Origin of the sequence: Craurococcus roseus (genome assembly GCF_039523795.1) — a bacterium.
In the GTDB taxonomy this organism is placed as follows: Bacteria; Pseudomonadota; Alphaproteobacteria; order Acetobacterales; family Acetobacteraceae; genus Craurococcus; species Craurococcus roseus.
Genome location: NZ_BAAAFZ010000062.1, coordinates 6620 through 19752, shown reverse-complemented (window position 1 = coordinate 19752; position 13133 = coordinate 6620). Strand labels below are relative to the sequence as shown.

11 protein-coding genes are annotated in these 13133 nt (G+C 72.7%); 6 read left to right on the top strand and 5 right to left on the bottom strand.

Annotated features, from left to right (window positions below; all coding sequences use genetic code 11):
• Positions 1 to 21 precede the first annotated feature (21 nt).
• Together ABD067_RS19485 and ABD067_RS19480 are read left to right on the top strand one after the other, a co-directional pair.
• A complete protein-coding gene (locus ABD067_RS19485; protein ID WP_343897049.1) occupies positions 22 to 1236 on the top strand; it encodes an ABC transporter substrate-binding protein in 1215 nt (404 codons plus the stop codon).
• A 38-nt stretch (positions 1237 to 1274) separates the two neighbouring features.
• A complete protein-coding gene (locus tag ABD067_RS19480; protein WP_343897048.1) occupies positions 1275 to 2483 on the top strand; it encodes an ABC transporter substrate-binding protein in 1209 nt (402 codons plus the stop codon).
• A gap of 38 nt (positions 2484 to 2521) precedes the next feature.
• On the opposite strand, the gene ABD067_RS19475 is transcribed toward ABD067_RS19480, so the two are convergent.
• The 3 genes from ABD067_RS19475 to ABD067_RS19465 are packed head-to-tail and all read right to left on the bottom strand — an operon-like array spanning position 2522 to position 4736.
• Positions 2522 to 2881 (bottom strand): hypothetical protein, encoded by a 360-nt coding sequence (locus ABD067_RS19475; RefSeq protein WP_343897047.1) that lies wholly within the window; start codon positions 2879 to 2881, stop codon positions 2522 to 2524.
• A gap of 41 nt (positions 2882 to 2922) precedes the next feature.
• Positions 2923 to 3564, bottom strand: coding sequence for a maleylacetoacetate isomerase (maiA, locus tag ABD067_RS19470; protein ID WP_343897046.1), 642 nt, complete (start codon positions 3562 to 3564; stop codon positions 2923 to 2925).
• Positions 3564 to 4736 carry an acyl-CoA dehydrogenase family protein gene (locus ABD067_RS19465; protein WP_343897045.1) on the bottom strand — a complete coding sequence of 391 codons (1173 nt, stop codon included), beginning with the start codon at positions 4734 to 4736 and terminating at the stop codon, positions 3564 to 3566. Before ABD067_RS19465 ends, maiA begins: the two co-directional genes overlap by 1 nt.
• Before the next feature lie 422 nt (positions 4737 to 5158).
• Between ABD067_RS19465 and ABD067_RS19460 the strand changes: the two genes are divergently transcribed.
• A complete protein-coding gene (locus tag ABD067_RS19460) occupies positions 5159 to 5704 on the top strand; it encodes a hypothetical protein (protein WP_343897044.1) in 546 nt (181 codons plus the stop codon).
• 21 nt (positions 5705 to 5725) lie between these two features.
• On the opposite strand, the gene ABD067_RS19455 is transcribed toward ABD067_RS19460, so the two are convergent.
• A complete protein-coding gene (locus ABD067_RS19455) occupies positions 5726 to 9187 on the bottom strand; it encodes an indolepyruvate ferredoxin oxidoreductase family protein (RefSeq protein WP_343897043.1) in 3462 nt (1153 codons plus the stop codon).
• Positions 9188 to 9310: 123 nt separating this feature from the next.
• On the opposite strand from ABD067_RS19455, the gene ABD067_RS19450 reads away from it, so the two are divergent.
• The gene (locus ABD067_RS19450; protein WP_343897041.1) at positions 9311 to 9763 is read left to right on the top strand and encodes an Lrp/AsnC family transcriptional regulator; all 453 of its coding nucleotides are present in this window, start codon (positions 9311 to 9313) and stop codon (positions 9761 to 9763) included.
• Positions 9764 to 9929: 166 nt separating this feature from the next.
• Here ABD067_RS19450 and ABD067_RS19445 read toward each other — a convergent pair whose 3' ends face one another.
• Positions 9930 to 11270 carry a hypothetical protein gene (locus tag ABD067_RS19445; protein ID WP_343897040.1) on the bottom strand — a complete coding sequence of 447 codons (1341 nt, stop codon included), beginning with the start codon at positions 11268 to 11270 and terminating at the stop codon, positions 9930 to 9932.
• Positions 11271 to 11448: 178 nt separating this feature from the next.
• On the opposite strand from ABD067_RS19445, the gene pdxA reads away from it, so the two are divergent.
• Positions 11449 to 12423, top strand: coding sequence for a 4-hydroxythreonine-4-phosphate dehydrogenase PdxA (pdxA, locus tag ABD067_RS19440; RefSeq protein WP_343897039.1), 975 nt, complete (start codon positions 11449 to 11451; stop codon positions 12421 to 12423).
• Positions 12420 to 13133: pyridoxine 5'-phosphate synthase (locus ABD067_RS19435; protein WP_343897038.1), on the top strand; the 714-nt coding region annotated here is incomplete at its 3' end. The genes pdxA and ABD067_RS19435, both read left to right, overlap by 4 nt.

The window sequence follows — 13133 nt, the reverse complement described above, 5'->3', positions numbered from 1 at the left end:
ACCACCGGGAGGCGAACGCCCATGCCCACAATGACGACCCGACGCTCGCTCCTGGCCGGCGCCGCCGGCGTGCTGGCGGCCCCCAACATCGCCCCGGCGCAGGAAGCGCCCGGCGTCACCGCGAACGAGGTCCGCATCGGCAGCACCAACGCGCTGAGCGGGCCGGTCTCCTCCTACAGCGTCATCTCCCGCGCCCTGTCGGGCATGTTCAAGCGGCTGAACGACGAAGGCGGCGTGAACGGCCGCAAGGTGAACTTCCTCGTCTACGACGACGGCTACGCGCCGCCCAAGACGCTGGAGCAGACCCGGCGCCTGGTGGAGCAGGACCGCGTCGCCTTCCTGTTCAACCAGCTCGGCACGCCGACCAACAGCGCCATCCACCGCTACGTCAACCAGCGCAAGGTGCCGCACCTGTTCCTCGCCACCGGCGCCGACAAGTGGTCCAACCCGAAAGAGTACCCGTGGACGATGGGCTGGCAGCCCTCCTACCGCACCGAGGCGCAGATCTACGCCAAGCACTTCACGGCGGAGAAGCCCAACGCCCGCGTGGCGCTGCTCTACCAGAACGACGACTTCGGCAAGGACTACGTGAACGGCCTGCGCGACGTGCTCGGCCCGCGCTTCGACAGCGCGGTGCGCGCGGTCTCGCACGAGGCGACGGACCCCACCATCGACTCGCAGATCGTGAGCCTCGCCGCGACCGGCGCCGAGGTGCTCGTCTGCGGCATCACGCCGCGCTTCGCCGCCCAGGCGATCCGCCGCGTCCACGACATCGGTTGGAAGCCGATGTTCTTCATGACCAACGTGTCCATCTCCGGCTCGGTGGTGATGCAGCCGGCCGGCGCCGAAAAGGGCATCGGCGTCATCACCTCCGACTACCGCAAGGACCAGGGCGACCCGGCCTGGGCCGACGACCCCGGCATGAACGAGTGGCGCGAGTTCATGCGCAAGTACGTCCCCGACGGTGAACTGGGAGACAACAATTACACCTACGCCTACGGCGCCGGCACCACGATGATCCACGTGCTCCGGCAGTGCGGGAACGACCTGTCGCGGGAGAACGTGATGCGCCAGGCGTCGAACATCTCGGCGCTGGAGGCCCCGACCCTGCTGCCCGGCATCAAGGTCGGCACCAGCCCCACGAACTTCAGCCCGATCCGCCAGATGCAGCTCCAGCGCTGGGACGGCAGGTCGTGGCAGCGCTTCGGCAGCATCATCGAGGGCGCGCAGGTCTAGGCCCCGGCGCCCCGTTTTCCCAGGGAGGACAAGGCCCCATGCTGAACCGCCGCACGTTCCTCGCCGCTTCCGCGGCAGCGATGGCCGCGCCCCGCTTCGCGGGCGCCCAATCGACGCCGGGCGTCACCGCGACGGAGATCAAGATCGGCAACATCATGCCCTACAGCGGCCCGGCCTCGGCCTACGGGGTGATCGGGCGGCTGGAACAGGCCTACTTCAAGGCGTTGAACGACGCCGGCGGCATCGCCGGGCGCAAGATCAATTTCATCACCTACGACGACGGCTACAGCCCGCCCAAGACGGTGGAGCAGGCGCGGCGGCTGGTGGAGCAGGACCGCGTTGCCTTCCTGTTCAATCCCCTCGGCACGCCGACCAACTCGGCCATCGTGCGCTACATGAACCAGCGCAAGGTGCCGCACCTCTTCCTGTCCACGGGCGCAGACAAGTGGGGCAACCACCAGGAGACGCCCTGGACCATCGGCTGGCAGCCCAGCTACCGGACCGAGGCGCAGATCTACATGAAGCACCTCTTGGAGCAGAAGCCGGACGCCAAGCTGGCGCTGCTCTACCAGAACGACGATTTCGGCAAGGACTATCTGGTCGGCGTGCGCGACATCCTCGGCGACCGCTACGACCGGATGGTCCGGGCGGTGTCGCACGAGGTGACGGACCCCACCATCGACTCGCAGGTGGTTTCGCTCCAGGCCGGCGGCGCGGACGCGCTGCTCACCGCCACCACGCCGAAATTCGCGGCCCAGACCATCCGCAAGGTCCACGACATCGGCTGGAGGCCGGCGCTCCACTACCTCACCAACGTCTCCATCTCGGTCGCCACCGTGATGCAGCCGGCCGGGCCGGAGAAGGGGGTCGGCATCATCACTTCCACCTACGTGAAGGACCAGACCGACCCGGCGTGGCGCGACGACCCAGGCATGAACGAGTGGCGGGACTTCATGCGCCGCCACATGCCGGACGCCGACCTCAACGACGGCAGCTACGTCTTCGCCTACGGCGTTTCCAAGACCATGGAGCACGTGCTCCGGCAATGCGGGAACGACTTCTCCCGCGAGAACATCATGAAGCAGGCGACCAACATCCGGGACCTGGAGGTGCCGACCCTGCTGCCGGGCATCCGGGTGAGCACCAGCCCGACCAACTACCACCCGATCCGCCAGATGCAGCTCGCGCGTTGGAACGGGAGCACCTGGGAGCGCTTCGGCGGCGTGATCGGGGGCGCCAACGTCTGACGGGCTCGGCGGCGGGCCGACCCCGGCCCGCTGCCCGGCTACCGCGTCCGCGCCGGCCCCGATGCGCCGCGTTGGCCGGTGCCGCCGCCATCGGAGAGCACGGCCGTCAGGGCCGCCGCCGCGATGGCCGGCAGCAGCACGCCCGCGACCGTCCCGGCGGCGCTGAGGCCGAGGCCGCCGCCCTCCTCCCGCGCCGGCTCCATCGGCGGCAACCGAGGCCGCTGCCCCGCGGGGCGCGACGCCGCGATCCGCGGCATCGCCTGGGGCGCGCCGCGGGGCGGGACCACCACGGCCGCGTCCGCAGGCACGACGATGGCGCCCCGGGTCTGCGCGCCCGCCCTGACAGGGAGGGCGAGCAGGGCCGCCGCCAAGGCCAGGGATGGAAACCGCCGGTGCATGATCCCGGCACGATCGCCCAAACGGCGGTCGGGCGGCAAGTTTATTCCGCGTCCGGTTGCCGCTCCGGCGCCGCCGCCTGGAACTCCGGCAGTTCGGCGCAGGCCGCCTCCACAGCCAAGAGACGCGGCACCGGCCCGAGGTCCACGCCGAAGCGGTGGGCGTTTTGGAGCTGCGGCACGAGGCAGAGGTCCGCGAGGCCCGGCCGGTCGCCGAAGCAGAACCTGCCGCGCCCGCCGCCTTCGGCAAGTAGCGCCTCGCACGCGGCGAGCCCCTCCGCGATCACCTCCCGCGCCCAGGTGTTGCGCGCGTCCTGGTCGAGGCCGAGCGCGGCGAGGCGGTTCAGCACCTTCAGGTTCTGCACCGGGTGGATGTCGCAGGCGATGGCCTGGGCGAAGGCGCGCACGCGGGCACGCCCCAGCGGCTCGCGCGGCAACAACGGCGGCTCGGGGTGGGTTTCGTCCAGGTACTCGCAGATGGCGAGCGACTGGGTCAGCACCGCGCCGCCGCCGTCGAGTTCCAGCGCCGGCACCAGCCCTTGCGGGTTCAGCCGCATGTAACCGGCGTCCCGGTGCTCGCCTCGGCGCAGGTGGTGCGGGCGGTGCTCCGCCGTCAGGCCCTTGAGGTTCAGCGCGATCCGCACCCGCCAAGCGGCGGAGGAGCGGAAGTAGCCGTGAAGGATCATCAGCGGCCGGCGCCGAGCATCTGGCGCGCGATGATCACCCGCATGATCTCGTTGGTACCCTCCAGGATGCGGTGGACGCGGAGGTCGCGGACGATCTTCTCGATGCCGTACTCGGCGAGGTAGCCGTAGCCGCCGAGCAGTTGCAGCGCGTCGTCGGCGACCTTGTGGGCGGTGTCGGTGACGAAGCGCTTGGCCATGGCGCAGAAGGCCGTCGCGTCCGGCGCGCGCGCGTCCAGCTTGCCGCAGGCGCGCCACAGCAGGCACCGCGCCGCTTCCAGCTCGGTGCGCATGTCGGCGAGCTTGAATTGCGTGTTCTGGAAGTCTGAGATCGCCTTGCCGAAGGCGCGGCGCTCCTGGACGTAGGCCAGGGCCTTGTCCAGCGCCGCCTGCGCGCCGCCGAGGGAGCAGGCGGCGATGTTCAGCCGCCCGCCGTCGAGGCCGGCCATGGCGAAGCGGAACCCCTGCCCTTCCTCGCCGAGCAGCGCGTCGGCCGGCACCCGCGCGCCGTCGAACAGCACGGTGCGCGTCGGCTGCGCGTTCCAGCCCATCTTGCGCTCGTTGGCGCCGAAGGAGACGCCGGGCGCGTCCTTCGGCACCAGGAAGGCGGAGACGCCGCCCGGCCCCTCGCCGCCGGTGCGGATCATCGACAGGTACAGGTCGGAGGCGCCGGCGCCGGAGATGAATTGCTTGGCGCCGTCCAGCACCCAACCGTCGCCGTCGCGCCGCGCCCGGCTCCGCAGCGCCGCGGCGTCCGAGCCGGAGCCCGGCTCGGTGAGGCAGTAGGAGGCGACCAAGCGCATCGGCACCAGCTCCGGCAGCCAGCGCGCGCGCTGGGCGTCGTCGCCGAAGCGGTCGATCATCCAGGCAACCATGTTGTGGATGGAGAGGTAGGCCGCGACGGTGGGGCAGCCGGTCGCCAGGGCTTCGAACACCACGGCGGCGTCCAGGCGCGTCAGGCCGGCGCCGCCGCTCTCCTCCCGCACGTACAAGGCAGCCATGCCGAGCGCCGCCGCTTCCCGCATCTCCTCCACCGGGAAGTGCCGGGCTTGGTCCCACTCAAGGGCCTTGGGCGCGAGCGTCTTCTGCGCAAAGGCAAGCGCGGTCTCGCCCAATTCCCGCGTCGTGTCGGGCAGTTCGAACGCGGCGGGGCCGTTTGCGGTGTCGAGCGGCATGGCGGCGGTCCTCTCCTTCCGGCATTTCAGCGGGCGGGGGCGGCGCCGTCCAGCCGCGGCGCCGCCCCCGCCCGACGTGGTATGGAAACGCGCATGTACACCGCCCGACCCCGCCGCCGGCTGCCGCCGCTACCCGGCACCGCGGCGCTCTTTGCCCTGGCCGCCCTGGCCGCGGCCGCCGGGTGCACCAGGGAAGGCGGCGCGCCGGAAACCGGCCCCGCCCAAGCCGCGCGAGCGCCGGCCACGACGCCGAACGCGCCACCCGCGGCGGCGCCAGCGGCGCCCTCCGCCCCGTCCGCCACGCCCACCTCGGCGGCGGCGAATGACCCGGCGCCCGGCGGCGCCTCGGCTCTGGCCGCGGTCCTCGCCGCCGCGGCAGNCTCGCCGCCGCGGCAGCGGCGCCTGCCGCGCCGGAGTTGACCTTGGAGCAGATGCAGCGCCGCTCGCCCTCCGCCGCGCTGGTCGAGACGTTCAACGCCGCCTGCGCCGAGCCCGCCCGCAACGCCGTGCGGCGGGCGGCCAGGCGCCTGGAGTTCGCACCGGTCGCGGCCGGGGCTCCGCCGCGGGAGGGTGCGGGCGGGGCCGTCGTCGCGCTGCCGGAGGGCGGCGAGGCGTGGCGCGGTACGGAGGAGGTCGGCGGCGCCGTGCTGGTTTGGGACGAGGCGACCTCGACCTGTGAGCTGCGCGCGCAAGGCGTGGACCTGCTCCTGGTCGAGTCCGCGTTCTCCAGGCTTCCGCAGGCCCTGGAGGAGGACGGCGCGTCCATCACGCGCTTGACGCCGTCGTTGGCTCCGGCCGGCGGTGTGCGGACGCGACAGATGCTGCTGGTGCAACCGGGCCGCTTCAGCCGGCCCGAGCGCGCCCGCGTGCTCCGCTTGGACCACCATCTCAGCGCCCGGGGCGCGGAGGCGGCGGCGGACAGCGACACGGTCACGCTTTCCGCCCGCGCCGTTTCGGCGCCGCGGTAGGCGCCCCCGGCCCCGCTGGCACTACTCCGCCGCGAGGGGCAGCGGCGGCGGGGCTGCTTCGGGCACCGTCCGCCGCGGCTCGGCCAGCGCCGCCAGCCGCTCCCGCACGGTGGCGAGGTTGCGAGCCTTGATGTGGCCGAAACCCTTCACGCCCGCCCAGGCCTCGGCCCATTCGCAGATGCGCGCGTGGTCGGCGGGGTCCGGCTCGGCGAGCCAGGCCTCGATGCCGGCGCGGAACTCGTCGGGCAGGCGGCGCTCGGTCCGGCGCTCTTCGGTGTGGCCGAAGGGGTCGAGCGGCGTGCCGCGGAGGGCCTTGCCGTGCCGCAGCAGGCCCATGGCGCGGAGCATCCAGGGGCCGAAGCGCATCTTGCGCGGCACACCCGTCACCGGGTCGCGCTTGGCGAGCAGCGGCGGGGCGAGGTGCATCTCGACCTTGCGGGTGCCGGTGAAGCCTTTGGCGAGCTGTTCGCGCCACTCCGACAGGCTGTGCAGGCGGGCGACTTCGTACTCGTCCTTGTAGGCCATCAGGCGGTAGAGCTGGATGGCGACGGCGCGGCTGAGGCGCCCCTGGCCAGGCACCGCCGCGGCCTCGGCGGCGCGGACGCGCGCCACGAAGTCGGCGTAGCCCTTGGCGTAGCGGGCGCTCTGGTACGCCGTGAGGTCGGAAACGCGGCGGGCGACGAGGGCGTCCAGCGTCTCGGCTTCCGGCGTGGTGGGGGCGGCCGAGGGTTCGGCCAGCGCGGCGGCGCGGCCGGCGGCGAAGGCCTCCTTGTTGCGCTCGATCGCGGTGCCGTTCAGCTCCAGGGCGCGGTTGATGGCCTCGGCGGAGACCGGGACCAGGCCGCGTTGGTAGGCGATGCCGAGCAGGTAGACGTTGAGGTAGATCAGGTCGCCCAGCGCCTCGGACACCTGCGCCGCGGCGGGCAGCGCCACCACCTCGCGGCAGGCGGCGCCGACGGAGGCCACCATGCCGGCGGTGTCGTACTTGGTGGAGGTGTCCAGCACGAACTGCGCGGTAGGCGCCAGATCGGCGTTCAGCACCGCGACGGTGCGCCCCGGGCCGAGCAGCGGCCGCGCCGTGCGCCCGTGCGCCACCACCATGTCGGCCGACACCAGGAGGTCCGTCTGGCCGGCGCCGATGCGCGCGGCGGCGATGCTCTCCTGCGGCGCGCCGGGGCGGCCGACGCGGAGCTGCGCGTAGACGCCGCCGCCCTTCTGCGCGAGGCCGAGCATGTCCACGGAGCGGACCGGGCGCCCTTCGAGGTGCGCGGCCATGCCGAGGATGGCGGAGAGCGCGGTGACGCCCTGGCCGCCGACGCCGGCGAGCAGGATGTTCCAGGCGCCGTCCTCGCGCGGCTCGGGCAGCGTCGGTTCCGGCAGGTCGCCCACCGGGGCGAGCGCCTTCCGGGCCGGCTTCGCGGGCTCGGCGCCTTCCAGGGTGACGAAGGAGGGGCAGAAGCCCTCGACGCAGGAGAAGTCCTGGTTGCAGGCGCTCTGGTCGATGCGGCGCTTGCGGCCGAACTCGGTTTCCACCGGCTCCACCGCGAGGCAGTTGGAGGCGCGGGAACAGTCGCCGCAGTCCTCGCAGACGCGAGTGTTGATGACGGCGCGGCGGGTGGCCTTGGGCGCCAGGTCGCGCTTGCGCTTGCGGCGGCGCTCGGTGGCGCACTCCTGGTCGTAGATCAGCACGGTGACGCCGGGCGTCTCGCGGAGCCGGCGCTGCACCTGGTCCAGTTCGGAGCGGTGGTGGTAGGTGATCGTCTTCGGCATCCCGGCCGTGCCGCGGTGGCGGTCCGGGTCGTCGGAGACCAGCGCGATGCCGGCCACGCCCTCGGCGGCCATCTGCGCCGCGATCCCCGGCACGCCCATCTCGCCCTCGGGCGTCTGGCCGCCGGTCATGGCGACGGCGCCGTTGACCAGGATCTTGAAGGTGATGGTCGCCTTGGCGGCGACGGCGGCGCGGACGGCGAGGCTGCCGGAGTGGGTGTAGGTGCCGTCGCCCATGTTGGCGAAGATGTGCCCGTCCTCGACGAAGTCCTTCATGCCGAGCCAAGGCGTGCCCTCGCCGCCCATTTGGGTGAAGGCTTCGGTTTCGCGGCCCATGAAGCGTGCGAGGTAATGGCAACCGATGCCGGCCAGGGCTTGGCTGCCCTCCGGCACGCGCGTCGAGGTGTTGTGCGGGCAGCCGGGGCAGAAGTAGGGCGCGCGGTCGTGCAGAGGCGCGGCGAGGCCGCGCTCCAGGGCGTCCAATTCGGACAAACGGGCGCGCATCTGCTCGGTTTGGAAGCCTTCGGGGAGCCGGCGCGACAAGGCGTGCAGCACCTGCCCGGCGTCGAGTTCCGTCAGCTCGGAGAGCAGCGGGCGGCCGTTTTCGTCGCGTTTGCCGACGACGCGGGGCCTTTCGGACAAATGGTAGAGGGCGTCGCGGAGCTGGGGTTCGAGGAGGGCGCGGCGGTCCTCGACCACCAGCACCTCTTCCAGGCCGTGGGCGAAGGCGCGGGCGGCTTCGGTGTCCAGCGGCCAGGCGAGGCCGACCTTCCAGAGGCGGAGGCCGAGGTCGCGGGCCATGGCGTCGGAGATGCCGGCGTCGCGCATGGCTTGGCGGAGCGTCGTGTAGGCCTTGCCGCGGGCGACGATGCCGAAGCGGGCGTTCGGGCCGTCCACCACCATGCGGTCGATGCCGTTGGCGCCGGCGAAGGCGACGGCGGCGGGCAGCTTCACCCCGCGCAGGCGGGCCTCCTGGGCGATCGGCGTGTCGCCGGGGCGGATGTGGACGCCGTCGGGCGGCAGGAGGAAGCCGGCGGGTTCGCGCGTACCGTAAGCGTCGGGGTCGAGGCGGAGGGTGGCGGCGCCGTCCATGGTCTCGGCGACGCACTTCATGCCGACCCAGAGGCCGGAATAGCGCGACATCGCCAGCGCCTTCAGGCCGTAGTCGAGCACCTCGGCGACGCCGGAGGGGTCGAGCATCGGCATCTCCAGGTCCACGAAGGCGAACTCGGAGCCGTTGGTGACGGTGGAGGATTTGGCGGAGGGGTCGTCTCCGGCGAGGGCCAGCACGCCGCCGCGCGGCGCGGTGCCGGCGCTGTTGGCGTGGCGGAGCACGTCGCCGGAGCGGTCCACGCCGGGGCCCTTGCCGTACCAGATGCCGAACACGCCGTCCCGCTTGGGCCGGGGCTGCAACTGCACCTGCTGGCTGCCCCAGATGGCGGTGGCGGCGAGATCCTCGTTCAGGCCGGGCTCGAACACTATGTTCGCCGCCTGGAGGCGCTTCGCCTGCTTGAGCAGCTCCTTGTCGAAGACACCCAACGGCGAGCCGCGGTAGCCGCTGATGTAGCCCGCGGTGTTCCAGCCACGGGCGGCGTCCTGCGCGTGCTGCAACAGGGGCACTTGGACGAGGGCCTGGATGCCGGTGAGCAGCGTCACCTGCCCTTTGGCTTCCCAACGCTGATCCAGGGTGACGTCCGGTCGCCTGATGCTGCCCATGCGCGGTGTTCCCCTAGGCTCCACCCAGTGTCGGTAGGATAGGCGTTGTTTTCCAGCGGTTGTTTCCGAATTTTGTTGTGCAGCGCCGAAAAGGCAGAAGATGCTTCTGCCTGAGGAGGCCCCATGGACGCCATCGACCGCCGCATCCTGCGTGCCCTGCACAAGCGGGCGAGGCTCACCAACGCCGAATTGGCCGAGGAGGTGGGCCTGTCCCCTTCCCCGTGCTGGACCAGGGTGCGGCGGCTGGAGGCGGCCGGCGTGATCCAGGGCTATGTCGCCATCCTGGACCAAGCGGCGCTCGGGCTGCCGGACACGGTCATCATAGAGGTGATGATGGAGCGGCACGACGACGAGCAACTGCGGCGGTTCGAGCAGGCGGTGACGGAGATGCCCGAGGTGATCGAGGCGTGGCTGGTCACGGGCGAGTACGACTACGTCATCAAGGCCGCGGTGGGCGGGACGGCCGGGTACGAGAAGCTGCTGCGGGACAAGCTGTACCGGCTGCCTGGGGTCCGGCACACGCGGACCAGCTTCACCTTGCGCTGCCTGAAGCAGACCCACTCGGCGGCGCCGTGAGGGGCGGCGGTTCGCATTGCTTCCTCACCGTCTCATAGCCGTACCACCCTTGCCGGCCGCTTCCGGTGTGAAAGGCGCGGTTCGGGCGTCGGTCGGTCGGATGCATCTCCGCCGCTCCTTCGCCGCGAGCGTCCCGGCGTGCGCGGAAGCGGAGTTCCGCCGGGCGTCACATGAACCACCCGGCCCAAGTCGGCGGCGCGATGCCCGGGGCGAACGGAGCATCCTCGAAATCCGGACGGCCGGTCTGGCCGGAGGCGGCGTCGAACGGTTCGGCGACCCAGTGCCCGGCGGGGGCGTTCTCCGCGAGGTCGGCCAACGCCTCCGGCGACAGCGCGAGGTCCACCGCGACCTGGGCGCGGGACGCGGCCCCGGCGGCCAAGCGCTCGGCGTGCAAGGAAAGGGTGCTCGATTCGGGCGCGGCGCCGCCGAGCGCGGCTTCGGCGAGCGCGCGGACGAAGCCGGCGTCATCCAGGGCGGCCAGGGAGGAAGGGGTCGACGCCAGGAGGGTTCGCGCGACCTCCACCCAACCGGCGCCGGCGCGCAGCGAGGCGACGAGGGGCGCCAGGTCGGCGCCGTCGGCGTCCTCGGCCAGGATGGCGCGGTGGAGCGCCGCGGCGTGGGCTGCCGGGCCGTCGGCCGACAGGTCGAGCCAGCCGTCCGAGAAGCGGACGCGGTCCACCGCCGGGCCGGTCCAGACCGCCTCGCCGGTGTCGAGCAGCACTTGGTGGACGCCGCCGGGGTGGGGCGTGACGGCGGTGGCGTCCGCGGCGGGGCGCGTCGTCAGGCCTTCGTGCCCGCCGCCGGCCAAGACGAAGCCGCCGGCGCGGGGGGCTTCGCCGCCGGCGAGCACGGGCGGGGCGTAGGGCGCTGCGGGGCCGTAGTCGGGCTCCGTCACCGACACGTCGAGCAGGAAGGCGGCGCTCTGCGCGCCGTCCGAGACCTGGATCAGGACCGGGCGGACGGGCAGGTCGTCCCAGCCCAAGCTGATGCCGTCGCGCAGCTTGAGGACGCCGCCGTCCACGACCTCGAAGCGCCACTCGTCCTCGGGCGCGAAGGAAAAGAAGAAAGGGCCGGCGGAGTCGGGATCGCCAACCGAGAGCTTCCCGATGGTGGCGCCGATAGCGCCGGCGGCGACCGTGCCGCCGCTGACGAAGGAGAGCGTTTCGGACGGCGTGTCGTCCCGGTCCAGCACGCCGAGGCCGAAGCGCGGGCCGTCGGCCTGGACCGAGCCGTCGTCGAAGACGAAACGGAGGGCGAATTCGGCTTGCGGCAAGGTTCCCGTCTCGCTGAAGGCTTCGAAGTCGAGGCGCGCGTCCGGCCGGATCGTCACCAGCCCGGTGCCGGCGTCCCAAGCGGCGGAGAAGAAGGCGGCCATCGGCCCCGCCGTTTCGACAAAGGCGAGGCGCGGCGTGTCGCCGCTGAGGGCGAGGCCGGCGATCCAGTCGCCGGGGCCGCTGCCTTCGGCGATGCTCGCTGGCAACCGGCCCGTGTGCCTGACCACCGGCATATCCTGCCTCCCCCGTAGTTTCACGGAGGAATGTTCTGCCGTAAAGATGAACTCGGTCTGAACGGGTGGCGCGAAAGCTTTTCACGATGCGGTCAACTCAGGGCGGCTTGGCGCCTGTTCCGGAAGGCGCACCTGCCGGGCGGAGACGGCCAGGCGCGATTTGCTCTAAGAGGTGCGCATGTCGCTCTTCGCCCTGACGATGGGAGAACCGGCCGGTATCGGCGGCGAGATCGCCCTCGGCGCATGGCGGGCGCTGCGCGCCTCCGGCGGCCCCGCCTTCGTGCTGCTGGACGACGCCGAACGCTTCGAGGGCCCCTCTGTGCGGCGCGTGGCGGCGCCCGAGGAGGCGTTGGCGGCGTTCGGATCGGCGCTGCCGGTCCTCCACCGCCCCCTGCCCCGCCGGCCGGTGCCGGGCCGGCCGGACCCGGCCAACGCGCCCGCCGTGATCGGCGCCATCGATGACGCGGTGACGCTGGCGAAGGCCGGCCGGGTCGCCGGGGTGGTGACCAACCCGATCCAGAAATCCGCGCTCTACGCCGCGGGCTTCGCCCACCCCGGCCACACGGAGTACCTGGCGGAGCTGGCCGGCCTGCCCGGCGTCCCGCCGGTGATGCTGCTGGCCTGCCCGCAGTTGCGGGTGGTGCCGGTGACAGTCCACGAGCCGCTGGCGCGCGCCATCGCTCGGTTGACCCCGGCCCTGATCGTCGAAGCGGCCAGCACCACGGCGGCGGCGTTGCGGCGGGATTTCGGGATCGGGGCGCCGCGCCTCGCGGTGGCGGGGCTCAACCCGCACGCCGGCGAGGGCGGGACGCTCGGCACCGAGGACCGCGCCATCGTGGCTCCGGCCGTGGCGACGCTCCGCGCGATGGGGATCGACGCGCGCGGCCCCTTCCCGCCCGACACGATGTTCACCGCCCACGCGCGGCCCGGCTACGACGCGGCGATCTGCCTGTACCACGACCAGGCGCTGATCCCGATCAAGACGCTCGACATGGCGGGCGGGGTGAACGTGACGCTGGGCCTTTCGATCGTGCGGACCTCGCCGGACCACGGCACCGCGCTCGACATCGCCGGCACCGGGCGCGCCGACCCGTCCAGCCTGGTGGCGGCCATCCGGTTGGCCGACGAAATGGCGAGGAACCGCGCCCGATGACACCGCCGCCCATGCGCCTGTCGGTGAACGTGGACCACGTCGCCACCTTGCGGAACGCGCGCGGCGGCGCCTTCCCCTGTCCGGTGGAGGCGGCGCGCGTGTCGGTCGCGGCCGGCGCGGACGGGATCACGGTGCACCTGCGCGAGGACCGGCGGCACATCCGCGACAAGGACGTGGAGCGCATCGGCGCGGAAGTGCCGACGCGGCTCAACTTCGAGATGGCGGCGACGGAGGAGATGGTCGGCATCGCCTGCCGGCTGCGCCCGGCCGCGTGCTGCATCGTGCCGGAAAAGCGGCAGGAGTTGACGACCGAGGGCGGGCTGGACGTGCTGCGGGGCGGGCTGTTCCTGGGCGACGCGGTGCGGCGGTTGGCAGGCGCGGGGATCGAGGTCTCGGTCTTCGTCGAGCCGGATGCGGCGCAGATCGAGGCGGCGGCGCGGCTCGGCGCGCAGGCGGTGGAGTTGCACACCGGCGCCTATGCGGACGCAGTGCCCGTTGAGCGGGGCCCGCATTTGGCGCGGCTCCGCGAAGGGGCGGCGGCGGCGCGGGCGGCGGGGCTGCTCTGCCACGCGGGGCACGGGCTGACCTACGATAGCGTCGGCCCGGTCGCGGCTATGCCGGAGGTGGTGGAGGTGAGCATCGGCCACTTCCTGATCGGGCAGAGCGTGTTCGAAGGGCTGCCAGCGGTGGTGCGGCGCTTCAAGGCGTCG